At 60.2% G+C, this 26,995-nt stretch carries 24 protein-coding genes and 2 pseudogenes; 15 read left to right on the forward strand and 11 right to left on the reverse strand.

The window, feature by feature from the left end:
- The first annotated feature begins 80 nt into the window (after nt 1–80).
- The 5 genes from minC to ACZ9H3_RS09540 all read left to right on the forward strand — a co-directional run bounded on the left by minC (nt 81) and on the right by ACZ9H3_RS09540 (nt 4,137).
- Nucleotides 81–821, forward strand: coding sequence for a septum site-determining protein MinC (gene minC, locus ACZ9H3_RS09520; RefSeq protein WP_065760424.1), 741 nt, complete (start codon nt 81–83; stop codon nt 819–821).
- 96 nt (nt 822–917) lie between these two features.
- Entirely contained in the window at nt 918–1,730 is an 813-nt protein-coding gene (gene minD, locus ACZ9H3_RS09525) for a septum site-determining protein MinD (protein ID WP_065760411.1), read from the forward strand.
- 3 nt (nt 1,731–1,733) lie between these two features.
- On the forward strand, nt 1,734–1,988 hold the full coding sequence (gene minE, locus ACZ9H3_RS09530; RefSeq protein ID WP_065760412.1) for a cell division topological specificity factor MinE: 255 nt from the start codon (nt 1,734–1,736) through the stop codon (nt 1,986–1,988).
- Nucleotides 1,989–2,078: 90 nt separating this feature from the next.
- The gene (locus tag ACZ9H3_RS09535) at nt 2,079–2,714 is read left to right on the forward strand and encodes an RluA family pseudouridine synthase (protein WP_065760413.1); all 636 of its coding nucleotides are present in this window, start codon (nt 2,079–2,081) and stop codon (nt 2,712–2,714) included.
- 133 nt (nt 2,715–2,847) lie between these two features.
- Nucleotides 2,848–4,137 (forward strand): M18 family aminopeptidase, encoded by a 1,290-nt coding sequence (locus tag ACZ9H3_RS09540; protein ID WP_476220532.1) that lies wholly within the window; start codon nt 2,848–2,850, stop codon nt 4,135–4,137.
- Between the two features lie 218 nt (nt 4,138–4,355).
- On the opposite strand, the gene ACZ9H3_RS09545 is transcribed toward ACZ9H3_RS09540, so the two are convergent.
- Together ACZ9H3_RS09545 and ACZ9H3_RS09550 are read right to left on the reverse strand one after the other, a co-directional pair.
- Nucleotides 4,356–5,057, reverse strand: a complete 702-nt coding sequence (locus ACZ9H3_RS09545) for a hypothetical protein (RefSeq protein ID WP_476220534.1) — start codon at nt 5,055–5,057, stop codon at nt 4,356–4,358.
- Nucleotides 5,058–5,117: 60 nt separating this feature from the next.
- Nucleotides 5,118–5,555 (reverse strand): hypothetical protein, encoded by a 438-nt coding sequence (locus tag ACZ9H3_RS09550; protein WP_157767158.1) that lies wholly within the window; start codon nt 5,553–5,555, stop codon nt 5,118–5,120.
- A 267-nt stretch (nt 5,556–5,822) separates the two neighbouring features.
- On the opposite strand from ACZ9H3_RS09550, the gene ACZ9H3_RS09555 reads away from it, so the two are divergent.
- Together ACZ9H3_RS09555 and ACZ9H3_RS09560 are read left to right on the forward strand one after the other, a co-directional pair.
- A complete protein-coding gene (locus ACZ9H3_RS09555) occupies nt 5,823–5,987 on the forward strand; it encodes a hypothetical protein (RefSeq protein ID WP_167524074.1) in 165 nt (54 codons plus the stop codon).
- Nucleotides 5,988–6,028: 41 nt separating this feature from the next.
- Nucleotides 6,029–8,182: a mechanosensitive ion channel family protein gene (locus ACZ9H3_RS09560; protein ID WP_476222741.1), complete on the forward strand. Its 2,154-nt coding sequence runs from the start codon at nt 6,029–6,031 to the stop codon at nt 8,180–8,182.
- Here ACZ9H3_RS09560 and phnR read toward each other — a convergent pair.
- Complete coding sequence (phnR, locus tag ACZ9H3_RS09565; RefSeq protein ID WP_099775534.1) at nt 8,179–8,892, reverse strand: phosphonate utilization transcriptional regulator PhnR; 714 nt, start codon at nt 8,890–8,892, stop codon at nt 8,179–8,181. The genes ACZ9H3_RS09560 and phnR overlap by 4 nt on opposite strands.
- A gap of 356 nt (nt 8,893–9,248) precedes the next feature.
- Between phnR and ACZ9H3_RS09570 the strand changes: the two genes are divergently transcribed.
- From ACZ9H3_RS09570 to ACZ9H3_RS09595, 6 genes and pseudogenes are all read left to right on the forward strand, one after another.
- Nucleotides 9,249–10,313, forward strand: coding sequence for an ABC transporter substrate-binding protein (locus ACZ9H3_RS09570; protein ID WP_065760418.1), 1,065 nt, complete (start codon nt 9,249–9,251; stop codon nt 10,311–10,313).
- A gap of 119 nt (nt 10,314–10,432) precedes the next feature.
- Nucleotides 10,433–11,240, forward strand: a pseudogene (locus ACZ9H3_RS09575) (alkaline phosphatase family protein).
- Nucleotides 11,237–12,080: pseudogene (locus tag ACZ9H3_RS09580) on the forward strand (ABC transporter permease). The pseudogenes ACZ9H3_RS09575 and ACZ9H3_RS09580 overlap by 4 nt, the downstream one beginning before the upstream one ends.
- Entirely contained in the window at nt 12,067–12,864 is a 798-nt protein-coding gene (locus ACZ9H3_RS09585) for an ABC transporter permease (protein WP_065760421.1), read from the forward strand. Before ACZ9H3_RS09580 ends, ACZ9H3_RS09585 begins: the two are co-directional and overlap by 14 nt.
- Before the next feature lies 1 nt (nt 12,865).
- Entirely contained in the window at nt 12,866–13,855 is a 990-nt protein-coding gene (locus ACZ9H3_RS09590; RefSeq protein ID WP_065760422.1) for an ABC transporter ATP-binding protein, read from the forward strand.
- Between the two features lie 24 nt (nt 13,856–13,879).
- On the forward strand, nt 13,880–14,533 hold the full coding sequence (locus ACZ9H3_RS09595) for an HAD family hydrolase (RefSeq protein ID WP_476220540.1): 654 nt from the start codon (nt 13,880–13,882) through the stop codon (nt 14,531–14,533).
- 1,048 nt (nt 14,534–15,581) lie between these two features.
- On the opposite strand, the gene ACZ9H3_RS09600 is transcribed toward ACZ9H3_RS09595, so the two are convergent.
- On the reverse strand, nt 15,582–16,544 hold the full coding sequence (locus ACZ9H3_RS09600; protein ID WP_065761457.1) for an NAD(P)H-quinone oxidoreductase: 963 nt from the start codon (nt 16,542–16,544) through the stop codon (nt 15,582–15,584).
- A gap of 139 nt (nt 16,545–16,683) precedes the next feature.
- Between ACZ9H3_RS09600 and ACZ9H3_RS09605 the strand changes: the two genes are divergently transcribed.
- Nucleotides 16,684–18,765 (forward strand): carboxy terminal-processing peptidase, encoded by a 2,082-nt coding sequence (locus ACZ9H3_RS09605; RefSeq protein ID WP_476220542.1) that lies wholly within the window; start codon nt 16,684–16,686, stop codon nt 18,763–18,765.
- 123 nt (nt 18,766–18,888) lie between these two features.
- Entirely contained in the window at nt 18,889–20,667 is a 1,779-nt protein-coding gene (locus ACZ9H3_RS09610; RefSeq protein WP_102053508.1) for a bifunctional diguanylate cyclase/phosphodiesterase, read from the forward strand.
- Here the strand turns inward: ACZ9H3_RS09610 and ACZ9H3_RS09615 are convergent.
- The 7 genes from ACZ9H3_RS09615 to nirB form a co-directional block, all read right to left on the reverse strand.
- Nucleotides 20,643–21,017, reverse strand: a complete 375-nt coding sequence (locus tag ACZ9H3_RS09615; protein WP_065761454.1) for a hypothetical protein — start codon at nt 21,015–21,017, stop codon at nt 20,643–20,645. The genes ACZ9H3_RS09610 and ACZ9H3_RS09615 overlap by 25 nt on opposite strands.
- Entirely contained in the window at nt 21,014–21,364 is a 351-nt protein-coding gene (locus ACZ9H3_RS09620) for a helix-turn-helix domain-containing protein (RefSeq protein ID WP_102053507.1), read from the reverse strand. The genes ACZ9H3_RS09615 and ACZ9H3_RS09620 overlap by 4 nt, the downstream gene beginning before the upstream one ends.
- A gap of 88 nt (nt 21,365–21,452) precedes the next feature.
- Nucleotides 21,453–21,893, reverse strand: a complete 441-nt coding sequence (locus ACZ9H3_RS09625) for a YkvA family protein (RefSeq protein WP_065761452.1) — start codon at nt 21,891–21,893, stop codon at nt 21,453–21,455.
- A gap of 285 nt (nt 21,894–22,178) precedes the next feature.
- Nucleotides 22,179–22,901, reverse strand: coding sequence for an FKBP-type peptidyl-prolyl cis-trans isomerase (locus tag ACZ9H3_RS09630; RefSeq protein ID WP_065761451.1), 723 nt, complete (start codon nt 22,899–22,901; stop codon nt 22,179–22,181).
- Between the two features lie 153 nt (nt 22,902–23,054).
- On the reverse strand, nt 23,055–23,981 hold the full coding sequence (gene pcaQ, locus ACZ9H3_RS09635; RefSeq protein WP_330522860.1) for a pca operon transcription factor PcaQ: 927 nt from the start codon (nt 23,979–23,981) through the stop codon (nt 23,055–23,057).
- 89 nt (nt 23,982–24,070) lie between these two features.
- The gene (gene nirD / locus ACZ9H3_RS09640; protein WP_476220547.1) at nt 24,071–24,436 is read right to left on the reverse strand and encodes a nitrite reductase small subunit NirD; all 366 of its coding nucleotides are present in this window, start codon (nt 24,434–24,436) and stop codon (nt 24,071–24,073) included.
- A complete protein-coding gene (gene nirB / locus ACZ9H3_RS09645) occupies nt 24,436–26,994 on the reverse strand; it encodes a nitrite reductase large subunit NirB (protein WP_330522861.1) in 2,559 nt (852 codons plus the stop codon). The genes nirD and nirB overlap by 1 nt, the downstream gene beginning before the upstream one ends.
- Between the last annotated feature and the right edge of the window lies 1 nt (nt 26,995).

The raw sequence follows: 26,995 nt of genomic DNA on the forward strand, positions 1-26,995 counted from the left end.
GTTCGGTGCGGGTTGCGGCTAACGAACGATCTCGTTATAAGTCTGGGCACTTTTTCGTAACAAGTCGCCCGATGCAGACCATGAGCCAAACTCAGACGCCCGACCAAGAACCCGTGTTCCAGCTCAAGGGCAGCATGCTCGCCATTACTGTGCTTGAGCTTGCGCAAAACAACCTTGAGGGCCTGGATCGGCAATTGGCCGCCAAGGTTGCCCAGGCCCCCAATTTCTTCAGCAATACGCCGCTGGTACTGGCCCTGGACAAGTTGCCCGCCAGCGAGGGCGCCGTAGACCTGCCGGGGCTGATGCGCGTCTGCCGTCAGCACGGCCTGCGCACCCTGGCGATTCGCGCCAGCCGTATCGAGGACATTGCTGCCGCGATAGCCATCGACCTGCCCGTGCTGCCGCCTTCCGGCGCCCGTGAGCGGCCCGTGGAGCTGCCAGAGCCGGTGGTCGAGAAGAAAAAGCCCGAACCACCGGCAGAACCTGCGGTAAAACCGACCAAAATCATCACTTCGCCTGTACGCGGCGGCCAACAGATCTATGCTCAGGGCGGCGACCTGGTGGTGATTTCATCGGTCAGCCCGGGGGCGGAACTTCTTGCCGACGGTAATATCCATGTGTACGGGGCAATGCGTGGACGCGCCCTGGCAGGGATCAAGGGGAACACCAAGGCACGGATTTTCTGCCAGCAAATGACCGCTGAACTGGTCTCGATCGCCGGGCAATACAAGGTCTCCGAAGACCTGCGCCGCGATCCGCTGTGGGGGGCCGGGGTACAGGTCAGCCTGTCCGGCGACGTGTTGAACATCACCCGTCTTTAACGGATACTGCCGCCATTTTCCGCGCAACTTTTTTCGACGTTGCCGTTTTGTATTTTTTGGGACTGAACGTCCTTTTTTCTTTAGGGGTGATACACCTTGGCCAAGATTCTCGTGGTTACATCCGGCAAGGGTGGTGTGGGTAAGACCACCACCAGCGCCGCTATCGGTACCGGCCTCGCTCTGCGTGGCCACAAGACAGTCATCGTCGACTTCGACGTTGGCCTGCGTAATCTTGACCTGATCATGGGCTGTGAGCGCCGCGTGGTGTATGACTTCGTCAACGTCGTGAACGGCGAAGCCAACCTGCAACAAGCCCTGATCAAAGACAAGCGCCTTGAAAACCTGTACGTACTGGCTGCCAGCCAGACCCGTGACAAGGACGCGCTGACCCAGGAAGGCGTCGAAAAAGTCCTGATGGAACTCAAGGACTCGTTCGACTACGTGGTATGCGACTCGCCGGCCGGTATCGAGAAAGGTGCCCACCTGGCCATGTACTTCGCGGATGAAGCGATCGTCGTGACCAACCCGGAAGTCTCCTCGGTACGTGACTCCGACCGTATGCTCGGCCTGTTGGCGAGCAAGTCGCGCCGCGCCGAAAACGGCGAAGACCCAATCAAGGAACACCTGCTGATCACCCGCTACCATCCAGAGCGCGTGAGCAAGGGCGAAATGCTCGGCGTTGAAGACGTGAAGGAAATTCTCGCCGTGGCGCTGCTGGGCGTTATCCCTGAATCCCAGGCGGTGCTCAAGGCATCCAACCAGGGCGTTCCCGTCATCCTCGATGACCAGAGCGACGCTGGCCAGGCGTACAGCGATACCGTTGACCGCTTGCTGGGCAAAACCGTGGAGCATCGTTTCCTCGATGTACAGAAGAAGGGATTCTTCGAGCGCCTGTTTGGAGGCAACTAATCAATGAACCTTTTTGACTTCTTTCGTGCCAGCAAAAAAGTAAGTACCGCCTCGGTTGCGAAAGAGCGTCTACAGATCATCGTGGCGCACGAGCGCGGTCAGCGCAGTACCCCGGACTACCTGCCAGCCTTGCAGAAGGAGCTAGTGGAGGTGATCCGCAAGTACGTCAACATCGGCAACGATGATGTGCAGGTCGCTCTGGAAAACCAGGGCAGCTGCTCGATCCTGGAACTCAACATCACCCTGCCCGACCGCTAACAGACAGCCGGGCAAGCCACCACGGCGGCCGCCGGGCCTTCGCACTGCGAGGGCTCGACGGTCGCCGTTGGTGTTTACAGAGAGCACGCAATGCCGCTGTCCAACGTCCACATCCTGCACCAGGATGCCGCTGTCCTGGTGGTCAATAAACCGACCCTGCTGCTGTCCGTCCCGGGCCGCGCCGAGGACAACCGCGACTGCCTGATTACCCGCCTGCAGGAAAACGGCTACCCGGAAGCCCGTATCGTCCATCGCCTGGACTGGGAAACCTCCGGGATCATCCTGCTGGCACGTGATGCCGACAGCCACCGCGAGCTGTCCCGACAGTTCCATGACCGGGAAACCGAGAAGGCCTACACCGCACTGTGCTGGGGGCAACCGGAACTGGACAGCGGCAGTATCGACCTGCCCCTGCGCTACGACCCGCCAACCAAGCCACGCCATGTGGTGGACCATGAACAGGGCAAACATGCACTGACCTTCTGGCGTATCGTCGAGCGTTGCGGTGACCATTGCCGAGTTGAGCTGACGCCGATTACCGGCCGTTCGCATCAGTTGCGCGTGCACATGCTCTCCATCGGCCATCCGCTGCTGGGCGATCGGCTGTACGCCAACCCCGAAGCATTGGCGGCCCATGAACGGCTGTGCCTGCATGCAAGCATGCTGAGTTTTACCCATCCGGTGACCGGCGAGCGTTTGCGCTTCGAGTGCCCGGCGCCGTTCTGATCGATTGCATCGCCTCTATCGCTGGCAAGGCCAGCTCCAGCCCCCTTGCTGGAGCCGACCTTACTGGCGATTCGGGCCGCCCCAATCCCCAAGCAATACGTTAAACTCGCGCCACTGCTGTCTGGAGTGACTTATGCGCGATGCTCTGAATCAAGGCCTGATCGATTTTCTGAAGGCCTCCCCCACGCCGTTCCATGCCACCACCGGCCTTGCTTTACGCCTTGAAGCGGCGGGTTTCCAGCGCCTTGACGAGCGCGACAGTTGGGCCACCACCGCTGGCGGCCGCTACTACCTGACCCGAAACGACTCCTCGATCATCGCGTTCAAGCTCGGTCGACACTCGCCCTTGATCGACGGTATCCGTCTGGTCGGCGCCCATACCGACAGCCCGTGCCTGCGGGTTAAGCCACAGCCGGAACTGCAACGCCTGGGCTTCTTGCAATTGGGCGTGGAAGTTTACGGCGGCGCGCTGCTGGCGCCGTGGTTCGACCGCGACCTGTCCCTGGCCGGGCGGGTAACCTTCCGCCGTGACGGCAAGGTTGAAAGCCAACTGATCGACTTCAAGCTGCCGATTGCGGTGATTCCCAACCTGGCGATCCACCTCAACCGCGCCGCCAATGAGGGCTGGGCAATCAACGCCCAGACCGAGCTGCCGCCTATTTTGGCGCAGGTGGCCGGCGATGAGCGCGTTGACTTCCGCGCCCTGCTCACCGATCAACTGGCGCGTGAGCACGGCCTGAACGCCGACGTGGTGCTGGACTACGAACTGAGCTTCTACGACACCCAGACCGCCGCGCTGGTTGGCCTGAACGGCGACTTTATCGCCGGGGCGCGGCTGGACAACCTGCTGTCCTGCTACGCCGGCCTGCAAGCCCTGCTCGCCGCCGACAGTGACGAAACCTGTGTGCTGGTGTGCAATGACCACGAGGAAGTCGGCTCTTCCTCGGCCTGTGGTGCCGATGGCCCGATGCTGGAACAAACCCTGCGCCGCCTGCTGCCTGACGGCGATGATTTCGTCCGGACCATTCAGCGCTCGCTGCTGGTCTCGGCCGACAACGCCCACGGCGTTCATCCGAACTACGCCGACAAGCATGACGGCAACCACGGCCCCAAGCTCAACGCCGGCCCTGTGATCAAGGTCAACAACAACCAGCGTTACGCCACCAACAGCGAAACCGCGGGTTTCTTCCGCCATCTGTGCATGGCCGAGGAAGTGCCGGTGCAGAGCTTCGTGGTACGCAGCGACATGGGTTGCGGCTCGACCATCGGCCCGATCACCGCCAGCCACCTGGGCGTGCGTACCGTCGACATCGGCCTGCCGACCTTTGCCATGCACTCCATTCGCGAGCTGTGCGGCAGCAATGACCTGGCGCATCTGGTGAAAGTACTGACGGCGTTCTACCGCAGCCGCGACCTGCCGTAACACCCGGCCTGCAGAAGCAGGCCTTGCTGAGTATTTGAACCGGGCCGTGTGGGATCAAGCTTTGCCGGCGATGTGCGTATCGCGCACTGGCTGGCAGGCCGTTGATCCCATCGTAGGCAAGCCTACTCCCACAGGGAACTACGCAGAACACTGCATTTTCTGTGGTAGCAAGGCTTGCCTGCGATGCTGCCTTTTGCCGGGCCAACCACTGAAACACATCAACCCTGCGCCATAAGTTCCCAGATGGAGAACTCGGCGGGGAGTTTGCCGAGGCGTTGTTCTTCCTGAGCAAGAAAGCGTTCAACTTTCTCGCGATCACCCGCCGGATATCGCAAACGCTCTACAGGGCTGAGGTTGTCCAGAAACTCTATGTAACTGCGATAAAAAGGGCGAGCATCGCCTCCTGGAAAAATAAAGCTGGTTGAAGCCTGAAAATATTCGAAATCCAAGTCACTTTTGGCATGAAGCGCCACATAACGCTCTTCATCCGTATACTCACCGCTTTCGTACTCCACGATCGCCGCAAGTTCCGGACGGGACAGCCCTGCAAACGGGTTAGACGGCTTACCCTTTCCCTCATGAATGGACAGCAGAAAATCAAAAGACCTCTGCTTTCGAGACAGTTGCTCAGGCGAACAATCTGCCGACACCTCGGCCTGTTTGAAAGCCTCTGCGCCATACATCCTTACCCGTAAAAAGGCCGTTTTACCAAGGCCATGGGCACCGTAAATTCTTTCGTATTTATCCCTGGCTTGATCATTCTGGCGATCGACCTGCGCCATGTTGGCGCTCAACTTCAACCCCTCCGCCGAGAGGCTCACGCTCTCCTTCGTATTTGAGGTTGAAAGGTCTTCTGTGGGTGCTGGTTTTGGTGGTGCTCTAACAATAGCTACCGATGATGGAATTGTGCCTATTTTCATACTAATCCCTCCAACCGCTCCAATACAACGAGGCACTTATTCAAGTGCCTCGCTGAACGATTACTTAATAGAGAACTTCACGGTGTAATTGAAGGGTAGATTGGAATCTGCACCCACCAGTGTTGCGGTACAGGTTGCAGGGCTCGAACCAATAGACACTGCATCCTTCTTCCAGCTAGGCAGGTATCCACCCAGATGCATTTCAACCAGGTGCGATGCCGAGAACCGGCATTTTTTCGAGCCCACTGCGTAAGTAAATCGCATACCGGACGCAATATCACTTCCACTGGTATGAACAAACCTAATACTGGAGTTTTGTAATATATTTGTCGGCAGGGGATTAACACTTCCAAAAAAATACTCATAGCCGTACACAGCTTCTGCACTGGTTTCATTTACAACTGTCACAGTCGCCAGATTGGCCGCTTGTACCGCCCCACCCACCGTACACCCCAACACCACAAAAGAACCCAACAACACTTTCTTGATATTTATCATTCGCGACATCCATTCAAAGGTTAACGACACGCAGCTGTTGCTGCATGTCCGTGCCGGGGAGATTCATCGATCGCTCATGACGCTTTTAACCAGTCGGCAGGAAGCCTTGGGCGCTGTATCAGACGCGATCTGATATCGATGTAGGAAATTTCTCTGCTGTTAGAATCAGCACGGGCCGTGCCCACGCTGACCTCCATCAACCCCGGCCCAGCGATTCCGGCCTATGCTTGCCCCATGAAATTCCACGCTTTGAGAAGGTTCTTGCGCATGTCAGAGTTCCAGATGATGTTCCTCCCGGTGATCGCCGGCCTGATCCTGTTGACCGTCGGTTTCAACATGCGTGAGCGCAATATCGGGGTGCTGATGATGTGGATCGGAACCTTGGGCATGATTGGCATCATGGCCTGGAAGATCCTTGAGAAACTGAACTGACAAATACACTACACTCGGGCGATTGATTGCCTGAGGTCGATTTGCCAGTGCCTGCCTTTTTCCGTTTTTTCGCGCTGTTTCTGATACTGCTGGCGCCCGTCAGCCTGGCACAGGCAGCAGGTTTGCCGGGTTTGCTCGGCAGTAGCAAAGCCCAGCCCGAAGCCACCGAGCCGCTGAGCCAGTCCCTGGACGAGGTCATCAAGCGCCTGGAAAACGATCAGCAACGTGCCAGTTTGCTGGCCGATCTGAAGAAGCTGCGCGACAGCACCAAACAGGCGCAGCCGTCGGTAGAGCAAGGCGTACTGGGGGTGATTGGCAACACCGTGGCCAGCCTCGAGAAGCAGTTCAGTGGTGATGCCAGCCCCTTCACGCGGTGGTCGCAGGAGCTGGACCAGGCTCAGGAGGAGCTGGCCGCCCTGATGGTGCCAGTGAAAGAGTTGCCCGCCATACTGTTCGGCTTTGCCGCGGTCATCGCCCTCTGGAGCCTGTTGGCTTACGGTTTTATCTGGGTCGGGCATCGGGTGCGGCTACGCTTCGGCCTGACCGAGGAACTCCCCCATCACCCCAAAACCTGGGACATGGTGCGCTTCGCCTTGCGTAAGCTTGGCCCTTGGCTGGTGGCGCTGATCATCACCCTGTACCTGAGTTTTGCCCTGCCCTCGTCACTGGGCAAGTCAATGGCCATGGTGCTGGCCTACGCACTGGTGGTCGGCACTTGTTTCTCGGCCATTTGCGTGATTGCCTTTTCCCTGCTCGACGGCCCGCACCGCCATCATGCGCTGCACATTTTACGGCGCCGCGCGTTCCGCCCGCTGTGGCTGATCGGCAGTTTTGCCGCGTTCGGTGAGGCGATGAACGATCCGCGCCTGGCGACTGCGCTGGGCACACACCTGGCGCATAGCCTGGCAACGCTGGCGAATGTGCTGGCAGCCCTTTCCAGCGGGCTGTTCATCCTGCGTTTCCGGCGCCCTATCGCTCACCTGATCCGCAACCAACCGCTGTCGCGTCGCCTGACACGCCGTGCCCTGAGCGACACCATCGAGATTCTCGGCAGTTTCTGGTACCTGCCGGCGTTGGTGCTGGTGGCCATCTCATTGTTTGCCACGTTTATTTCAGCAGGCGACACCAGCACCGCACTGCGCCAATCGCTGATGTGCGCCGTACTGCTGGTGCTGTGCATGGTGATAAACGGCCTGGTCCGTCGCCATGCTGCAAAACCGCACCGGAGCAACCGCCGCCAACCGCTCTACTACGAGCGGCTCAAAAGTTTTGGCTACACCTTGGTACACCTGACGATCTGGCTGCTGTTCATCGAATTGGGGCTTCGGGTCTGGGGCTTCTCGCTGATCGGTTTCGCCGAGGGCGACGGCCATGACGCTGCCATGCGCCTGCTTGGCCTGGGCGGCACGCTGCTCGCCGCGTGGCTGGTGTGGATACTCAGCGATACCGCCGTGCACCATGCCCTGACGCGCTCACGCAAAGGCGCGGCCAATGCCCGTGCACAAACCATGATGCCGCTGATCCGCAACGTGCTGTTCGTGGCCATTTTCATCATTGCGGTGATCGTCGCCCTGGCCAACATGGGCATGAACGTCACGCCGCTGCTGGCGGGTGCAGGGGTCATCGGCCTGGCGATCGGTTTCGGCGCGCAGTCGCTGGTGGCCGATTTGATCACCGGCCTGTTCATCATCATCGAGGACTCCCTGGCCATTGACGACTATGTCGATGTCGGCGGCCACCTGGGAACCGTCGAAGGCCTGACTATCCGTACCGTACGCCTGCGCGATATCGACGGTATCGTCCATACCATCCCGTTCAGCGAGATCAAAAGTATCAAGAACTACTCGCGGGAGTTTGGTTACGCGATCTTCCGCATCGCCATTCCCCACAGCATGAACATCGATCAGGCCATCAGCCTGGTTCGCGATGTTGGCCAGAAGCTGCGCAACGACCCGCTGCAACGCCGCAGCATCTGGTCACCGCTGGAGTTGCAAGGCGTGGAGAGCTTCGAGTCTGGCTCGGCCATCCTGCGGGCGCGGTTCAAGACCGCACCGATCAAACAGTGGGAGGTTTCAAGGGCGTTCAACCTGGCGCTCAAGCGCGAGCTCGATGAAGCCGGCCTGGACCTGGCCACTCCGCGCCTGTCGGTGCAGGTGATCACCGCCGGTGGCGGCGCCGAGGGCAACAACGCTTAACCGGCATCGGCTCGAATGCGAATCGCATCATGCCGCCAATACTCCAGGTCGCAGTCGATCAAGCGCCCGTGCTGATCGCTGTTGACCCGAGTGATCTGCAGCCCGGGGCTGCCCGACGATACTTTCAGGGCCATACCCGCGGCGACGGGCAATGCCGTAGGCAGAATTTCAAAACACACCCGGCCGTACTGGATCCCGTAGTGCTCGGCGTACAACTCAGTCAATGACTGGCCCAGGTCGAAGCTGAGGATATCCGGAAAGTACTCAGGGTTCAGGTAGTGCTCGGCATACAGCACCGCACGCCCGTCGATACGCCGTAACCGACAGATCTGAATCACGCTGGACAGCGGCGACAGTTGCAAGCGCGCACAAATCGCGGCGGGCGCAGGTTGCAGACGTGCCGACAACAACTCGGTAGCCGGCACCCGTCCCTGGGCGCGCACCATGGCGTGAAAGTGGCTACGCTCGATCAGGTCATAGGTCAATCGCTCGGGTGCAACGAACCAGCCACGACGCTCCTCACGGTAGATCACTCCAAGGGCTTCAAGCTGCACCAGCGCTTCACGCAGGGTAATACGCGTCGTGTCGAACACTTCGCTGAGCTTGCGCTCGGCCGGTAACTTGCAACCGGCGGCCAGCAGGCCGTGCTCGATCTGTTCCTGCAACGCCTGGCATATGGCTGTTACTGCGCGTGGTGGCAGTGGACGCATCAAAGGTTACCTATCTGGACTAGTCCAGCGCCAATACTGAGCAGTAAAACGCTCAGAAAGGGGCGCACGGGAATACTTCAAGACTAGGCAATGCAGATGAACGCCAGATGACATTACCGCTCAACGGTCATCAAAACCCTCTCGAACAAGGCCTTCAGGCGTTGCGGATCAAGCACTTGAATCTGGTCTACGCTGTATTTTCAGAGCCAGCTGCCATGCCGGAACAACCCGCATCGACATCAAAATGTCATGCACCCGGCCTACCTTGGCTCAGGTATTGCTGACCTAGACCAACCGAATCGCAACAACGTCCAACACCCCATGCGTTTTGCAAGGCACCCAATAAGGAGCTTCGGATGAAACAGCTTTTCCTGGCGTCACTGTTAGGTTCTACCATTGCCCTGTGCACCTCGGCGATGGCCGCCGGTACCGACCTGAAAGCCCTGGAGGACGCTGCCCGTAAAGAGGGCGCGGTCAACAGCGTCGGCATGCCCGACGCCTGGGCCAACTGGAAAGGAACCTGGGAAGACCTGGCCAGCAAGTATGGCCTCAAGCATATGGATACCGACATGAGTTCGGCTCAGGAGGTGGCCAAGTTCGAGGCAGAGAAAGACAACGCCAGCGCTGATATCGGCGACGTTGGCGCCGCCTTCGGCCCGATTGCCGCAGCCAAAGGCGTGACCCAACCCTACAAGCCCAGCACCTGGGATCAAGTGCCTGCGTGGGCCAAGGACAAGGATGGCCATTGGGCGCTGGCCTATACCGGCACCATCGCCTTCATCATCAACAAACAGTTGGTGAAGGAAGCCGACATGCCAAAAACCTGGCATGACCTGGAAAAGGGCAAGTACAAGGTCGCGATCGGTGATGTTGGCACCGCCGCCCAGGCGGCCAACGGTGTACTGGCTGCCGCCATCGCTTACAAGGGTGACGAGAAGAATCTCGAGCCGGGCCTGCAACTGTTCACCAAGCTGGCGCAGCAGAAGCGTCTGTCGCTGGCCAACCCCACCATCCAGACCCTGGAAAAGGGTGAAGTGGAAGTGGGCGTGGTCTGGGACTTCAACGGCCTGAGCTACCGCGAACAGATCGATCCGAAGCGCTTTGAGGTCTTGATCCCGGCAGATGGCTCGGTGATCTCGGGCTACACCACCATCATCAACAAGTACGCCAAGAACCCCAATGCCGCCAAACTGACCCGCGAATACATTTTCAGCGATGCCGGGCAAACCAACCTCGCCCGCGGCAACGCCCGGCCGATTCGTGCCGAGCACCTGAAACTGCCCGCCGATGTACAGGCCAAGCTGCTGCCCAATGAGCAGTACAAGGCCGCTCAGCCGATCAAGGATGCCGCGGCCTGGGAAGCCACCTCGAAGAAACTGCCGCAGATGTGGCAGGAGCAAGTGATCATCGAGATGGAGTGAGGCTGTGGGCGCAACCGGGAAACCGTGTCGCCCCGATCGCCGGCAAACCAGTTCCCACAAGGCTCATGTGGGCGCTGGCTTGCCAGCGATGAAGCCCTCCCGCGTACTTCGGAGAAATCATGAAACACAACGTCATTCTGGTCCTGCTTGATGGCCTCAACTATCAGGTCGCACATCACGCCATGGGCCACCTGCATGCCTATGTCGAAGCCGACCGCGCAGCCCTGTACCGCCTCGAATGCGAGCTGCCGGCACTGTCCCGCCCGCTGTATGAGTGCATCCTTACCCGGCGTAGCCCCCATCGACAGCGGTATTGTTCACAACAACGTCACGCGCCTGTCCACACAGCGCAGCATCTTTCATTACGCCCACGAAGCAGGCCTGAGCACGGCGGCAGCGGCCTACCACTGGGTCAGCGAACTGTACAACCGCTCACCGTTCGACCCGTTGCGTGATCGCCACACGCACTCGCCGAAACTGCCGATTCAACACGGCCTGTTTTATTACGTCGATCACTACCCGGACTCGCACCTGTTTGCCGATGCCGAGTACCTGCGACGCCGGCATGCCCCGAACTTCCTGCTCGTGCATCCGATGAACATTGACGACGCAGGCCATCGCCACGGGCTGGACAGCCGTCAGTACCGTAACAGTGCACGCGGCGCCGACATCCTGCTGGCCGACTATCTGCAAGGCTGGCTCGACAGTGGCTATCAGGTACTCGTCACCTCTGACCACGGCATGAACAACGACCACTCGCACAATGGCCTGCTGCCTGAAGAGCGCGAAGTGCCGCTGTTCGTGTTTGGCGATGCCTTCAGCCTCGACCCTGCCGCCAAACCCTTGCAGACCGAGTTGTGTGGCACGATTTGCGAGCTGATGGGCATTGCCCATGACAAGCCGGTGTGCCGGGAGCTACTCACGTGAACGCGCTCACTCGCGGTAAATACCTGGCGCTGCTCTGCCTGCTGCCCTTTGCGGTGTTTTTCCTGGTCTTTCAAATTGCCCCGCTGGCCTGGGTCGCCATACACAGTGTTCAGGCCGAAAGTGGCTGGGGCCTGGACAACTTCAGCAAGGTGTTCAACTCGAAGTTCTACCGCCAGGCTATCCAGCACAGCCTGGAGATCAGTTTCTGGTCGAGCCTGTTCGGCATCCTGATCGCCATCCTCGGCAGCTACTCGCTGCGCCGGGTCGATTCGCGGCTGCGCGACTTCGTCAACGCCTTCGCCAACATGACCAGCAATTTCGCCGGGGTGCCACTGGCCTTCGCCTTCATCATCCTGCTCGGGTTTCAACGGTGCCCTGACCATGCTGCTCAAGCAGGCCGGGATCATCGAAGACTTCAACCTGTACTCCAAAAGCGGGTTGATCATCCTCTACACCTACTTCCAGATCCCACTGGGAGTGCTGCTGCTCTATCCGGCATTCGACGCCCTGCGTGAAGACTGGCGTGAGTCCGCCGAGTTGCTCGGTGCCAACGCCTGGCAGTACTGGCGGCACATCGGCCTGCCGGTGCTGACCCCGGCCCTGCTCGGCACCTTCGTGATCCTGCTGGCCAACGCGCTGGGGGCTTACGCCACGGTGTACGCCTTGACCACCGGCAACTTCAACGTGTTACCGATCCGCATCGCCGCGCTAGTCGCGGGCGACATCTCCCTGGACCCGAACCTGGCCAGTGCACTGGCCATGATCCTGGTCGGCTTGATGACGCTGGTTACCCTGGTTCACCAATGGATGCTGAAGAGGAGCTACCATGTCGCGCGCTGAACCCGCTTCGACCCACCTCTATCATCGGTTGGTGGTCTACGCCCTGTTTCTGCTGTTGCTGTTGCCCCTGGCCGGCACCTTGCTCTACTCCCTGGCCACCAGTTGGTCAGCGAGCATTCTGCCCAGTGGGCTGACCCTCAAGTGGTACCTGGCCTTGTGGAGCGACCCGCGCTTTCTTGCCGCATTCGGCCAATCGCTGCTGGTATGCGTGGGGGCGTTGATTCTCTCGGTACTGCTGATTCTGCCGTTGCTGTTCGTGGTGCATTACCACTTCCCCCGGCTCGACGCACTGATGAACATCCTCATCCTGCTGCCCTTCGCGGTACCGCCGGTGGTGTCCTCGGTGGGCCTGCTGCAGCTCTATGGCTCGGGGCCGCTGGCGATGGTCGGTACGCCATGGATCCTGATCGGTTGCTATTTCACCGTGGCCTTGCCCTTCATGTACCGGGCAATCACCAACAACCTGCAAGCCATTAACCTGCGTGACCTGATGGACGCCGCCCAATTACTCGGCGCCAGTACCTTTCAGGCCGCGCTGCTGGTGGTACTGCCCAACCTGCGCAAGGGCCTGATGGTCGCGCTGCTTTTGTCGTTCTCGTTCCTGTTTGGCGAGTTCGTCTTCGCCAACCTGTTGGTCGGCACGCGCTATGAAACCCTGCAGGTGTACCTCAACAACATGCGTAACAGCAGCGGCCATTTCAACAGCGCCCTGGTGATTTCCTATTTCCTCTTCGTGCTGGTGCTGACCTGGGCAGCCAACCGCCTGAACAAGGACAAGTCGTGATATGAGCTTCGTCAGTGTGCAAAATCTGCAGAAACGTTATGCCGGCAACCCGGTGTTCAATGACATCAACTGCCACATCGAACGCGGTGAGTTCGTCACCCTGCTCGGCCCTTCCGGCTGCGGCAAATCCACCCTGCTGCGCTGCATCGCCGGGCTAACGGCAGTGGACAGCGGCAAGATTCTTCTGGACGGCCAGGACCTGGTGCCTCTGAGCCCGCAGAAACGCGGAATCGGCATGGTCTTTCAGAGCTATGCCCTGTTCCCCAACATGACCGTGGAGCAGAACGTCGCCTTTGGCCTGCGTATGCAGAAGGTTGCCCCCGAAGAAAGCCGCAGCCGCGTGCTTGAGGTACTGCAACTGGTCGAGCTGCAAGACTTCGCCAGCCGCTATCCGCACCAGCTTTCCGGAGGCCAGTGTCAACGTGTGGCCCTGGCCCGCTCACTGGTGACCCGGCCACGCCTGCTGCTACTCGACGAACCGCTGTCGGCCCTGGATGCGCGGATCCGCAAGCACCTGCGCGAACAAATCCGAAATATCCAGCGTGAGTTGGGCCTGACGACCATCTTTGTGACCCATGACCAGGAGGAAGCACTGATCCTGTCGGATCGCATTTTCCTGATGAACCAGGGGCGTATCGTCCAAAGCGGCGATGCCGAAACCCTCTACACCGCCCCCGCCGATGCCTTCGCCGCCGGTTTTATCGGCAACTACAACCTGCTCGATGCCGACAGCGCCAGCCGCTTGCTGCAACGACCGATCAGCAGTCGCCTGGCCATTCGCCCGGAAGCCATCGTCCTGAGCCTGAACGGCGAACTGGAAGGCCAGGTACGCAGTCATAGTCTGCTGGGCAACGTGATCCGTTACCGGGTCGAGGCCCGGGGTGTCGAGTTACTGGTCGATGTACTGAATCGCTCGTCTGCCGATCTGCATCCCAATGGTCAACGGGTATCCTTGTCCATCGATCCCACCGCCCTCTGCGAAGTTGCCTGAGGGTTGCACAGGAGTTTGAGTGAAATGGCTTTAGCGATTTTCGATCTGGACGAAACCTTGATCCACGGTGACTGCGCCTCGCTGTGGAGTGAAGAAATGGCCCGCCTGGGTTGGGTCGAAGGTAAGTCTTTTCTGCGCCGCGACCGTGAGTTGATGGATGCATATGGCCGTGGCCACCTGGCCATGGAGGACTACATGGCGTTCAGCCTGGAGCCCATTGCCGGGCGTACCCAGGAAGAACTGCAGCACCTGGTGGAGCCTTGGGTCGAGAACATCATTGAGCCGATCATCTTCAGCGAAGCCTGCAAGCGGATCGCCGAACACCGCAAACGTGGCGACCGGGTGCTGGTGATATCGGCCTCCGGCACCCACCTGGTGGCACCGATTGCGGCGCGGCTGGGTATCGACGAATTTCTCGCCATTGATCTTGAGGTTGTGAACGGCGTGTACACCGGCAAGACCCGGGGTGTGCTGACTTACCGCGAAGGCAAGATCACCCGCCTGCTGGAGTGGCTGGATCAGGAAGAAGAGAACCTGGAGGGTGCCAGTTTCTACTCGGACTCGCGCAACGACTTGCCGCTGCTGCTCAAGGTGGACCACCCCGTCGTGGTGAACCCCGACCCGGTACTGCGCGGGCACGCCGAGCAACACGGCTGGCCAATCCTGAGTTGGAGCTGACCAGGGCTGTTCACTTGAGCCCTTGGAGTGCTTGATACGTCAATCAACCACATCAATGAATGGGTATGTTCACGAAGTGAGTGCCAATAGCCACAAACATGCGTTGCCCCTGATGGCGGCAGGCATATCCGTTTGCGATGTTGGGCCTGATACCCCGTTACGCCTTTACGGCGGGTCACTTTTGTCGGGGCAAAAGTGGGTCGCCGTAAAAGGCGAAACCAGCCGGTGGTGCCGCTGCAGGGAATGGATATGTTCGCGAAGTGAATGCCACACATCACAAGCGTGTATCGCCGCTGATGCAAGCAGGCATATCCATTCACGATGTTGGGCCCGATGCCCCGTTCCGCCTTTACGGCGGGTCACTTTTGTGCGGGACAAAAGTAACCAAAACCCCTCGTCCCAACATCCGGCCCTCCGCTGCGCTGCGGGTTCTCTCACTCCAGCAGTGCTCCCGCCGGGACCGCGCTGAAGGGCCTTCCTGGCCCTCAGCACTTGCCAGGCATCCTTGCCTGGCACCCGACTACGCACTGCCTGCGTTCGACCTCCTGAAGGGACAATTTGGCGGCGCCTGCGAGGTCAGCGTATGGAAAAGCATTGGCGCCAAGGTTGGCGCCTTGATGGATAGCGTCGATTTCCTGCGTGGGCTTTGTTTGTCAGTGCGCGCAGTGGCAGGCGCTGCAGGGTGTCCCTTCAGAAGGCTGAGTGGAGCCGTCGCGTAGTGGGGTGCGAGGCAGGGATGCCTCGCAAGCGCTGATGGGCCATGGATGGCCCGTCGGCGCGCCCCCGCGGGAGCGATGGCGTAAGGAAGGAACCCGAAGCGCAGCGTAGGGCCGGATGTCGGGACAGGGCGTTTTGCCCACTTTTGTGCCTTTCAAAAGTGGGTCGCCGTAAAAGGCGAAACCAGCCGGTGGTGCCGCTGCAGGGAATGGATATGTCCGCGAGACAAGTGCCACAAATCACAAACCTGTATCGCCGCTGATGCAAGCAGGCATATCCATTCGCGATGTCGGGCCTGATACCAGGCTATGCCGTTTCCTTGCGCAACGAATTACACCAGGCTTTCGTCAATCACCAGCACCAGCTTGCCCGACACCTGGTTACCCGCCAGTTCGGCAAAGGCAGCCTCGGCATCCTTGATCGGGTAACGACCGACCAATTGCGGCTTGAGCCGCCCTTCAGTGAACAACGGCCACACCTGCTGGCTCAGGTCACTGAGCAGGTCGGCCTTGAACTGATCATCACGGTTACGCAAGGTCGAACCGGTCACCTGCACGCGCTTGGCCAGCACCTGGGCCAGGTCCAGCTCGGCTTTGCGACCGCCCATCAGGCCAATGATCACCCAACGCCCATCACGCGCCAGCAACTTGAGGTTCAATGCCGCGTAACTGGCACCAACCGGATCGAGAATCACGTCAAACGGAGCGAAATCGTTCAGGCTTTCCAGGTCGTCACCACGCACTACACCGCCCGTGGCGCCGAGGCCCTGGCAGTAAGCCAGCCGATCGGCCGAGCCCACGCTGACCCAGCATGGGCTACCAAACGCCTTGCACAGCTGGATTGCCGCCGAGCCGACACCACTGGCGCCCGCGTGCAACAGCACCTTCTCGCCCGGCTTGAGCCCCCCCAACTGGAACAGGTTGAGCCAGGCGGTGGCATACACTTCAGGGATCGCCGCCGCTTCGTGCAGGCTCAGGCCTTCAGGCACGGGGAGCACGTGGCGGGCATCGACCACCACTTCCTCGGCCATGCCGCCACCGGACAACAACGCGCAGACCCGATCACCGACCTGCCAGGACGCGCCAGGGCCGACTTCGACGATCACCCCGGAACATTCCAGGCCCAGGTACTCGCTCGCGCCCGGAGGTGGCGGATAAAGCCCGGCTTTTTGCAGTAGATCGGCCCGATTGAGGCCCGCAGCCGCAACACGGATTCGTACTTGACCTACATCGCAGGTTGGACTTGTCGTCGTAACCCACTCCACATGTCCGTCAACGCCTTGCAATGCCTTCACAGTGCCTCCATAGTTGTGTTATCACGAGCCCGAGTGCGAATGCGTCGGGCTTTTTGCAGTATGCGTCCGGTTTTTATGGAACCGGCGAATTCAAAGACGGCCTAATATGCGTGATCAATTGCCCTTACGTCGAATCAGCATGAAGCATTTTCTGCCCAGTACCGCCCTCGCATTGTTGATCGGCCTTGGCAGCCTACCGCTGGTGGGCAATGCTTATGCCGCCAACAGTTGGGACAAACTGCAACCCGACCGTGACGAAGTGGTCGCAAGCCTGAACGTGGTCGAGCTGCTCAAGCGCCATCATTACAGCAAACCTCCGCTCAATGACGCTCGCTCAGTCATCATCTATGACAGCTACCTGAAGCTGCTCGACCCGGCGCGCAGCTATTTCCTGGCCAGTGACATCGCCGAATTCGACAAGTGGAAGACTCAGTTCGATGACTTCCTCAAAAGTGGCAATCTCGATCCTGGTTTCACGATCTACAAGCGCTATCTGGACCGCGTCAAATCGCGCCTGGACTTCACCCTCGCGCAATTGGACAAGGGCGTCGACAGCATCGACTTCAACACCCAGGAAACCTTGCTGGTCGACCGCAAGGACGCCCCGTGGCTGAAAAACGAAGCCGAGCTTGACGACCTCTGGCGCAAGCGCCTGAAGGACGAAGTGTTGCGCCTGAAGATCGCCGGCAAGGAACCCAAGGCCATTCAGGAACTGTTGACCAAGCGCTACAAGAACCAGCTGTCGCGCCTGGACCAGACCCGTGCCGAGGATATTTTCCAGGCCTACATCAACACGTTCGCCCAGTCCTACGACCCGCACACCAACTATTTGTCGCCCGACAACGCAGAGAACTTCGATATCAACATGAGCCTGTCGCTCGAAGGTATCGGCGCAGTCCTGCAAAGCGACAACGATCAGGTCAAGATCGTCCGCCTGGTGCCGGCTGGCCCTGCCGCCAAGACCAAGCAAGTCGCGCCAGCCGACAAGATCGTCGGCGTGGCCCAGGGCGACAAGGAAATGGTTGACGTGATCGGCTGGCGCCTGGACGAAGTGGTCAAGCTGATCCGCGGCCCGAAAGGCTCGGTGGTGCGCCTGGAAGTGATTCCAGCCAGCAATGCGCCTAACGACCAGACCAGCAAGATCGTCTCCATCACCCGTGAAGCGGTGAAGCTGGAAGAGCAGGCCGCGAAAAAATCGGTGCTCAAGCTCAAGCAGGATGGCCGTGACTACAAGCTGGGCATCATCGAGATCCCGGCCTTCTACCTGGACTTCAAAGCCTTCCGTGCTGGCGATCCAGAGTACAAGAGCACCACCCGTGACGTGAAAAAGCTGCTGACCGAGCTGCAGAAGGAAAAAGTCGACGGCGTGGTCATCGACCTGCGCAACAACGGCGGTGGCTCCCTGCAGGAAGCCACCGAATTGACCAGCCTGTTCATCGACAACGGCCCGACCGTGCTGGTGCGCAACAGCGATGGTCGAGTCGATGTGCTTGAGGACGAAAACAACGGTGCCTTCTATAAAGGCCCGATGGCCTTGCTGGTCAACCGCCTGTCGGCTTCCGCCTCGGAGATTTTCGCTGGCGCCATGCAGGACTACCACCGCGCACTGATCATCGGTGGCCAGACCTTCGGTAAAGGCACGGTGCAGACCATTCAGCCGTTGAACCATGGCGAACTGAAGCTGACCCTGGCCAAGTTCTACCGTGTTTCTGGCCAGAGCACCCAGCATCAGGGCGTACTGCCAGACATCGACTACCCGTCGGTGATCGACACCAAGGAAATCGGCGAGAGCGCCCTGCCCGAGGCGATGCCATGGGACACCATTCGCCCGGCGATCAAGCCTGCAAGCGATCCGTTCAAGCCGTTCCTGGCTCAGCTCAAGGCGCGTCATGACGAGCGCAGCTCCAAGGATCCAGAGTTCGTCTACATCCGCGATCGCCTGGCCCTGACCCAGAAGCTGATGAACGAAAAATCCGTGAGCCTGAACGAAACCGAACGTCGTGCCCGACACGCCACGATCGAAGGCAAGCAACTGGCGCTGGAGAACACCCGGCGTAAAGCCAAGGGCGAGGAACCGCTCAAGGAACTGAAAAAAGAAGACGAGGATGCTCTGCCGGCCGAGCCGGATGACACCAAACCCGAGGATGACGCCTACCTGGCTGAAACCGGGCGCATCCTGCTGGATTACCTGAGCCTGAACTCAGCGGTGGCCAAGCATTGAAGCACTAATGGCAAAATAATATGGCTGGACGCTGGCGCGTCATCAAACAGTCATTTATCTGTCGTGAAATAAGGGGCTGCGTACCACGGGTACGCAGCCCTTTTTTCGTAAGGAACGCCTGACATGACCGTGACCGAACAGCTTAGCGCGCTGAGCTCCATCCTGGCTCAAAGCGGCTTGCACAGCCTGTTCCAACCCATCGTCTGCCTATCAGAACGGCGTATTCTCGGTTATGAAGCCTTAAGCCGCGGCCCTTCCAACAGCCCGCTGCACTCCCCCATCAACCTGTTCGCGGTGGCCCGTCAGGCGGGTCGGCTGACTGAGCTGGAAGTGGCCTGCCGAGAAAGTGCCTGTCGTCGCTTCAGCCAGCAAAAACTGGAGGGCAAGCTGTTCCTCAACGTCTCGCCGGAGTCGTTGCTGGAGCCGCAGTATCAGTCGGGGCGCACCCTGAAAATGCTGGAAGACATGGGCCTGTCACCAAGCCGGGTGGTCATTGAGTTGACTGAACAGACCCCCACAGATGATTTCCAACTGTTGTTCAATGCCCTGCACCACTACCGCGACATGGGTTTTTCCATCGCCCTGGACGACCTCGGTGCCGGTTACTCGAGCCTGCGGTTGTGGTCGGAACTGCGTCCGGACTACGTGAAGATCGACCGCCACTTTATCGATGGCATTCACCTGGACGCGGTCAAACGAGAGTTCGTCGGTTCTATCCTGCAAATTGCCAAAGCCTCGCGGGCGCAAGTGATTGCCGAAGGCATCGAGTTGGCCGAAGAGCTCAGCGTGCTCACCGAAATGGGGGTGGACCTGGTTCAGGGCTACCTGCTGGGCCGCCCTCAGGAACAGCCACCGCGCAGTATCCAGAACGTGCTGCCAAGCCAGACGAACGTCAGTCAAACCCTCAGCGAGGAGAGTAGCGACCTCGAGGCGCTGTTGATCGACCAGCCGGCGGTGATGGGCGATACCCCTACCGCACTGGTACTGGAATCGTTCCGCCGCCAGGCCAACCTGAACTCACTGGCCGTGCTGGATGCCAACCAGCGCCCCTGCGGCATCGTTCACCGGCATGCGTTCTCCGACGCCCTGCTCAAGCCCTTCGCGACCGACCTGTTCGCACGCAAGCCAATCAGCCGGCTAATGAGCGAGGACTTTCTTGCCGTGGAGCTTAGCCAGTCACTGCAGCAGGTCAGCCGACTGCTGACCAGCCGGGCACGCCAGCGCATCGAGGAAGACTTCATCATCACCCAGCACGGGCAGTACCTGGGCCTGGGGCGGGTCATCGACGTGCTCAAGTTGATCACCGAGCAAAAAATCCAGCAGGCGCGCTACGCCAATCCCCTGACCTTGCTGCCGGGCAACGTGCCGATCCAGCAATGCCTGACGCACCTGCTGCAGCAGCAACGTGAGGCAGCCATCTGCTATGTGGATATCGATAACTTCAAGCCGTTCAATGACATCTACGGCTATGCCCGTGGTGATGAGGTTCTACTGTGCCTGGCGCAGTGCCTGAGTGAACGGGTAGACCCCAGCCGCGACTTCGTCGGGCATATCGGCGGCGATGACTTCATGCTGGTGCTCAGTGCCAGTGACTGGCACACACGCTTGAAGCAATTGCTGGAAGACTTTCAGAAACAGTGCCGACGCTTCTACCGCGCCGAACACCTGGAGGCAGGATGTTTCGTCGGCCATGACCGTCAAGGGCAGCGTCAGTCCTTTGAACTGTTGTCGCTGTCTATCGGCGTGGTACAGCTACACGCACAAGCGGGCCTGCAGCTCAATGCCGGGCAACTGGCAGAGTTGGCCTCCAAGGCCAAGCACCATGCCAAGGACGTCAAAGGCTACAGCCTCTACGTGATCGAAACCGCCGAACTGGCTCAGGCCTCAGCCTCGGCCGGGTAACTGTACTCGAACACCCGAACCACTTCTGACGCATGCCAGGACGCAGCAGCCATGCCATCGGACGGCCCGGAAAAACGCCCCAGGCGCTCGACACACTCGAAAAAGCCGGTGCGTGGCAAGCGACTGGCGCCTTGGCTGATCACCAGCGAACTGCGCAGCGGCTGCTCGGCACGGGCATCCAGCACGGCCAGGTACTCCAGTGCTGCGGTGAGGGTCTGCATGGCCGGGCTCGGCAGTTGCAGGCGCTCAAGCAAGGCGCGATAGGTCAGTAGATGGCGCTGCCGACGCGCGACGTCCAGCTCGCCCAGCAGGCTTTCCCACTGCTGGCGGCTGATACGCACGCTGCTCACGATGGATCACTCCAGCCAGGCACACCAAGTTCCCACGCCAGGCTACGGCGAATGGCGGCATCGGGCTGGCGCTCGCCACGCTCAATCATGCCCAGGTAGGCCGGGCTGATACCCACGGTTCGTGCCAGTTGCTCCGGGGCCAGGCCCTTGGCCTGACGCAACTGAGCCAACTCACTCAAGCTCGGAACACGGGCCGGTGCCGGCTCGACAACCGGCTCGCAGGTAACCTGCTGGCCGCTTGAATCAACCGCAGGCTGGCCGGCGGCCTTGAGCAGGGCCTGGTAGTGCTCCCAGGGTACGACCGCATATTCCGGTTGGCCGTCCCGGCTGATGACCTGAATACCCATTACAACCCCCTCGTAGGACAACTCGCATGTAATCGGTAGGCATAATCCTTATGCCAATTATATTACCAGCCAACGGAAGCGTGCGGCGTCAGCTTTTTTTATGCTCCAGGGACAATGCCTCAGGCGAATCAGGCAAACGCTCTACAACGCGCAGCTTCTCCGGTGCCTGCCGATCACGCCAGGCGCGAAAAGCCGCCATTTCATCGCCCACCGCCTTGAGCACCCAGGCCAGTACCGCGATGTCATCGAGCAAGCCCACCCCCAGCAACCAGTCTGGGATGGCATCCAAAGGGCTGACAAAGTACAACAGGCCCGCCACTACCGTGACCATGGCCTTGGGGCTGATTGCCCGATACTCGCCGCGCCACCAGGCCAGGCACAACGCCTGCAACAGGCGTACATCATCTTTCAGCTTGCCCAGCTGCGGCCCTTTGCGGGCCACGGCAAAAATCAGCGCAGGGAGCCGCCCACGGCTGAGCAAACGCTCGGCCAAAGGCAGAAAACGAGTGAAATTCCACGGAGCTTTCATGGAGCCTCCAAGCAATACCTCAGGGAAGGTTATCCACAATTATTGTGGATAACCTTGTGAACAGACCCGCTTTTGAGGCTCAGGGTGCCCGTAGCACAAGGGCCTTACTCAAATCGGGCGTTTTTTACACACCTGTTTAAATACGCAATCGTTCGGCTGCAGCGTCAACAGGTTGGGCGATTCAGACCTCGCCCTGCATGGGCCTGATGGTACAGGGAAATGTCGCCCTGCCCCAGAAACGACAACGCCCCGTGAGTACGGGGCGTTGTCAGTACAGGCGCAAACTTACTTGGCGTCAGCTTCGGCTTCTGGCTTCGGCTGATCCTTGATGCCCAGCAGTTCCAGCTCGAATACCAGCACGGAGTTGGCCGGGATCATCGGGCTTGGGCTCTGTGCGCCGTATGCCAGATCGGACGGGATGTACAGCTTGTACTTCTCGCCAACGTGCATCAGTTGCAGGCCTTCGACCCAACCCGGAATCACGCCGCTGACCGGCAGGTCAATCGGGCTACCACGCTCAACCGAGCTGTCGAAGACCTTGCCGTCGATCAGCTTGCCTTCGTAATGAACAGTGACCACGTCGGTCGGCTTGGGCTGAGCGCCATCGGCCTTCTTCACGACTTCGTACTGCAGGCCGGAAGCGGTGGTGACAACACCCGCCTTCTTGCCGTTTTCTTCGAGGAACTTCTTGCCGGCAGCGGCCGACTCTTCGCTCATCTTGACCAGACGTTCTTCGGCACGCTTCTGCAGTGCGGCGAAGGCTTCGACCAGTTCCTCGTCCTTGATTTTCTGCTCTTTCTTGCCGACAGCATCTTCGATGCCTTGAGCGACCGCCTTGGAGTCGAGGTCGTCCATGCCTTCCTGAGCCAGGCTCTTGCCCATGTTCAGGCCGATACCGTAGGAGGCTTTCTGTGCCGGAGTTTTCAGCTCGACGCTGGTCTGCGAATCGCAACCCGCCAGTACCAGGCCAACCAGGGCAACCGCAGCCGCCAACCGATGCTGTTTCATGCTATTTCCTTGTTCATGCGCCAATAGGGCAATCGAGTAAAGCCGCGAGCTTATCAGGCCGCCACGACCAATGGCTACCGGCATGAGAGCGAGAAAACGGGGATAAGTTCAGACAGATAAAACCTTCTTCATCCAGATGACAGCCAATGGCCGCTATCGCTCAGCGCGATACGCTCCGGCAACCTCGCGCAGCACCTCGCACAACCACTGTGCAGGCAGTGACGGGGGCAAGGCGGCATTGCTGCAAATACCAACCGAACCGCCCGGCTCACGCACGCCCAGGTCCAGTTCGCACAGCTCACCCGCATCAAGATCGACCCGTACGGCATCGCGTGGCGCGACCCAGACCGCATCACTGCCCAAGACATACCGGCGGCTCAAGGCTGGGGATAGGGTTTCCAGGCGTTGCAACGACGGCTCGATCGCGCACTGCACGAACAAACTGTCGGCATGTTTGCGGATGGTGGTCCCGGCCAACGGTAACACCAAGGGGTAATCGCCGACACGGTTGCGTTCCAGCGGCTGACGCTGCAACAACGGATGGCCCGGACGCACCACCAGGGCCATCGACTCGCTGTACAGGTGCTCGAAGATCAGGCCCTGGATTTGCGGGCTGTCGGTCATTCGGCCAATGACCAGATCCAGCTCGCCGACATGCAACTGCGCCAACAGATAGGCACCGGGGCCGGTGGCGACACTGACCACCAGCGCCTCATGACGCTGGTGCAAACGGCAGAGCGCCTCGGGCATCAACAGGCTTTCGACCGTGGACAGCACCCCGACCCGCACCTGCGGCGGTGCGTGCTCCTCACCGCGCACGCTGCTCACGCCCTCACGCAAGGCCTGCACGCTAGGGCCTGCATAACGCATGAAGCGAAATCCGGCCGGGGTCAGCTCAACGCCCTGTTTGCCTCGCTCGAACAAGCGCGCCTGCAGCAAGTCCTCCAGCTCCTTGAGGGTTTTGGAGGTTGCAGGCTGGCTGATTGCCAGGACATCGGCAGCCTTGGCGAAACTGCCCTGCCGGGCGATTTCGAGAAAGCACAGCAGATGGCGGTATTTGATACGGGTGTCGAGGTTCATGCCAGGCAGTGTAACGGCCTGCCGCGCAGGCGGCGACTGCTTTGAACAGCCACCACCGCCCGCTCAAAAGCCGCCGTGGCCGACGTGTGCTAAGGGGCAGCCACCTCGACGCAGTCGCCATTGAAGCGCACAGCCCATACTCGCAGTACCTGCTGCGGGTCTTCCAGACAGCGCCCGTCCAGCAGACTGAAATGCTGTTTGTACAGCGGCGCCGCCACGACCGGTTGCCCCTTGAGGCTGCCAATGATTCCACGCCCGATCACATTGGCGCCGGACTGCGGGTCATGGTTGTCCACGGCATACAGCGTCTGCGCAGCCTCCGGCAAGTAGAACAGCGCCACCTGAGCGTCGCCCAAGCGGGCCACCACCCCTGAATTGGGTACCAGGTCATGGCGGCTGCACACTGCCTGCCAGTCTTGCAGGTCAACACGTACCGCTTGATTCGACGGGTTCATCACAGCACCTCTTCAGTGGTCGGGATCAGGTGAAGCTCGGCCTTGCCCACCGGCCGGCGCTGACCGCGCTCCTTGACGAAATGAATCGCCGGATCTGCACGGTGGTCATTGACGAAAGTACGGAAGCGCTTGAGCTTCTCGGGGTCTTTCAGGGCATTGGCCCATTCACACTCGTAGCGATCGACTACCTGCTGCATCTGCGCTTCCAGCTCGGCGCCCAAGCCCAGGCTGTCGTCGAGAATCACCGCCTTGAGGTAATCCAGCCCGCCCTCAAGGCGCTCGCGCCAGACCGACGTGCGCTGCAGTTTGTCAGCGGTACGGATGTAGAACATCAATACGCGGTCGATGGTGCGAATCAGGCCGGCATCGTCCAGGTCCGTGGCGAACAGCTCGGCGTGCCGTGGACGCATGCCACCGTTACCGCAGACATAAAGGTTCCAGCCCTTCTCGGTGGCAATCACGCCGATGTCCTTGCTTTGCGCCTCGGCGCATTCGCGGGTACAGCCAGATACGGCGAACTTGAGCTTGTGTGGCGAACGCAGGCCCTTGTAGCGGTCCTCCAGGGTAAGCGCCATGGCCACGCTGTCCTGCACGCCATAGCGGCACCATGTGCTGCCGACGCAGGACTTCACCGTGCGGGTTGATTTGCCATAGGCATGCCCGGTCTCAAAGCCAGCGGCGATCAACTCGGCCCAGATCTCCGGCAATTCATGCAATTGCGCGCCGAACAGGTCGATGCGTTGGCCGCCGGTGATCTTGGTGTAGAGGTCGTACTTCTTGGCCACCTGACCAATCACGATCAACTTGTCCGGTGTGATTTCCCCACCCGGAATACGCGGCACCACCGAGTACGTGCCGTTTTTCTGCATGTTGGCCATGAAGGTGTCGTTGGTGTCCTGCAACGGCACCAGCGCGGCATCCATGATCGGCTGGTTCCAGCAGGACGCGAGGATCGAGCCTACCGTCGGCTTGCAGATATCGCAGCCCAGGTGGCCACGACCATGACGGGCGTGCAGGTCTTCGAACGTCGTAATGCCCTCGACCCGCACCAGCGCATAGAGCTCCTGACGGGTGAAGGCAAAGTGCTCGCAAAGGCTCTTGTCCACCGCCACACCGCGGGCGCTCAGCTCATGCTCGAAGACCTGCTTGAGCAAGGCGGCGCAGCCACCGCAACCGGTGCAGGCCTTGGTCTGGCCCTTGAGTTGTGCCAGGTCGCTACACCCCCCGTCGATGGCAGCACAGATCGCGCCCTTGCTGACGTTATGGCACGAGCAGATGGTGGCGGCGTCTGGCAAGGCATCTGCACCCAGTGCTGGCGTGGCGCTGCCCATTGGCAGGATCAAGCCGGCGGGGTCCGCTGGCAGGGCAATAGCATTCTGCACGTACTGCAACAGGGTGTCGTAGTAACGGTTATCACCGACCAGCACCGCCCCCAGAACGCGCTTGCCCTCGGCGTCGATCACCAAGCGCCGGTAGGCGCTGCCAGCCTCGTCGATAAAGCGGTAGCTGCGCGCACCGGGGGTCGCCGCGTGTGCATCGCCAATGGAACCGACATCCACCCCCAACAGCTTGAGCTTGGTCGACATGTCGGCACCGGCAAAGGCCTCGAATGGCTCACCCGCCAAGGCTGACGCCAGGTTGCGGGCCATGCTGTAACCCGGGGCCACCAGGCCAAAGACGCTGCCGTTCCAGGAAGCACACTCGCCGATGGCAAAAATCCGTGGGTCGCTGGTGCGGCATTCACCATCGATCACGACCCCGCCCCGTGGCGCGATTTCCAGCCCGCAGCCACGGCCCAGGCTGTCCTGCGGGCGAATGCCAGCCGAAAACACAATCAGGTCGGTTTCCAGGAACTGGTCGCCATCGAAATTCATCCGATAACGGAAGTCACTGCCTTCAACAATGCTCTGGGTGGCGCGAGACAGGTGTACGCCGACACCCAACGCCTCAATCTGGGCGCGCAGGGCCGCACCGCCTTCAGCATCCAGTTGCACCGGCATCAGGCGCGGCGCGAATTCCACCACATGGGCTTCAAGCCCCAGGGATTTGAGGGCGTTGGCTGCCTCCAGGCCCAGCAGGCCACCACCGATGACCACGCCACGCTGTGCGCCATAGGCCGCCGCGCGAATCGCATCCAGGTCGTCCAGGGTTCGATAGACCAGTCGCGCCGCACCGTCCGGCCCGGGAATCGGCGGCACGAAGGGATAGGAACCGGTGGCCAGGATCAACCGATCAAACGGGTAGCGGCCCTGCGCCGTCACCACTTCACCGGCCTCGCGGTCGATCTCGACGACCGCCTCCCCCAAGTGCAGCCGCACGCCATGCTCGGCATACAATTGCGCATCACCCAACGCCAGGGTTTCAGCATCGCTGCCACTGAAGTACTCCGACAGGTGCACGCGGTCGTAGGCACGCTGACGCTCCTCGCCGAACACCCGCAGGTCGAAGCGGGCCAAGGCGCCGCGTTCGATCAGTTGTTCGACGCAATGATGGCCCACCATGCCGTTGCCGACGATGATCAGACGTTCCCGTTGCTCGATGGTCGCTTGAGCGTTCATA

This window comes from Pseudomonas sp. TE3910 (assembly GCF_056279025.1).

Coding starts and splice junctions, on each gene's coding strand:
- minC (WP_065760424.1), top strand. CDS start 81: ATGAGCCAAACTCAGACGCCCGACCAAGAACCCGTGTTCCAGCTCAAG.
- minE (WP_065760412.1), top strand. CDS start 1,734: ATGAACCTTTTTGACTTCTTTCGTGCCAGCAAAAAAGTAAGTACCGCC.
- ACZ9H3_RS09535 (WP_065760413.1), top strand. CDS start 2,079: ATGCCGCTGTCCAACGTCCACATCCTGCACCAGGATGCCGCTGTCCTG.
- ACZ9H3_RS09540 (WP_476220532.1), top strand. CDS start 2,848: ATGCGCGATGCTCTGAATCAAGGCCTGATCGATTTTCTGAAGGCCTCC.
- ACZ9H3_RS09545 (WP_476220534.1), bottom strand. CDS start 5,057: ATGAAAATAGGCACAATTCCATCATCGGTAGCTATTGTTAGAGCACCA.
- ACZ9H3_RS09550 (WP_157767158.1), bottom strand. CDS start 5,555: ATGATAAATATCAAGAAAGTGTTGTTGGGTTCTTTTGTGGTGTTGGGG.
- ACZ9H3_RS09555 (WP_167524074.1), top strand. CDS start 5,823: ATGTCAGAGTTCCAGATGATGTTCCTCCCGGTGATCGCCGGCCTGATC.
- phnR (WP_099775534.1), bottom strand. CDS start 8,892: ATGCGTCCACTGCCACCACGCGCAGTAACAGCCATATGCCAGGCGTTG.
- ACZ9H3_RS09570 (WP_065760418.1), top strand. CDS start 9,249: ATGAAACAGCTTTTCCTGGCGTCACTGTTAGGTTCTACCATTGCCCTG.
- ACZ9H3_RS09585 (WP_065760421.1), top strand. CDS start 12,067: ATGTCGCGCGCTGAACCCGCTTCGACCCACCTCTATCATCGGTTGGTG.
- ACZ9H3_RS09590 (WP_065760422.1), top strand. CDS start 12,866: ATGAGCTTCGTCAGTGTGCAAAATCTGCAGAAACGTTATGCCGGCAAC.
- ACZ9H3_RS09595 (WP_476220540.1), top strand. CDS start 13,880: ATGGCTTTAGCGATTTTCGATCTGGACGAAACCTTGATCCACGGTGAC.
- ACZ9H3_RS09605 (WP_476220542.1), top strand. CDS start 16,684: ATGAAGCATTTTCTGCCCAGTACCGCCCTCGCATTGTTGATCGGCCTT.
- ACZ9H3_RS09610 (WP_102053508.1), top strand. CDS start 18,889: ATGACCGTGACCGAACAGCTTAGCGCGCTGAGCTCCATCCTGGCTCAA.
- ACZ9H3_RS09620 (WP_102053507.1), bottom strand. CDS start 21,364: ATGGGTATTCAGGTCATCAGCCGGGACGGCCAACCGGAATATGCGGTC.
- ACZ9H3_RS09625 (WP_065761452.1), bottom strand. CDS start 21,893: ATGAAAGCTCCGTGGAATTTCACTCGTTTTCTGCCTTTGGCCGAGCGT.
- ACZ9H3_RS09630 (WP_065761451.1), bottom strand. CDS start 22,901: ATGAAACAGCATCGGTTGGCGGCTGCGGTTGCCCTGGTTGGCCTGGTA.
- pcaQ (WP_330522860.1), bottom strand. CDS start 23,981: ATGAACCTCGACACCCGTATCAAATACCGCCATCTGCTGTGCTTTCTC.
- nirD (WP_476220547.1), bottom strand. CDS start 24,436: ATGAACCCGTCGAATCAAGCGGTACGTGTTGACCTGCAAGACTGGCAG.
- nirB (WP_330522861.1), bottom strand. CDS start 26,994: ATGAACGCTCAAGCGACCATCGAGCAACGGGAACGTCTGATCATCGTC.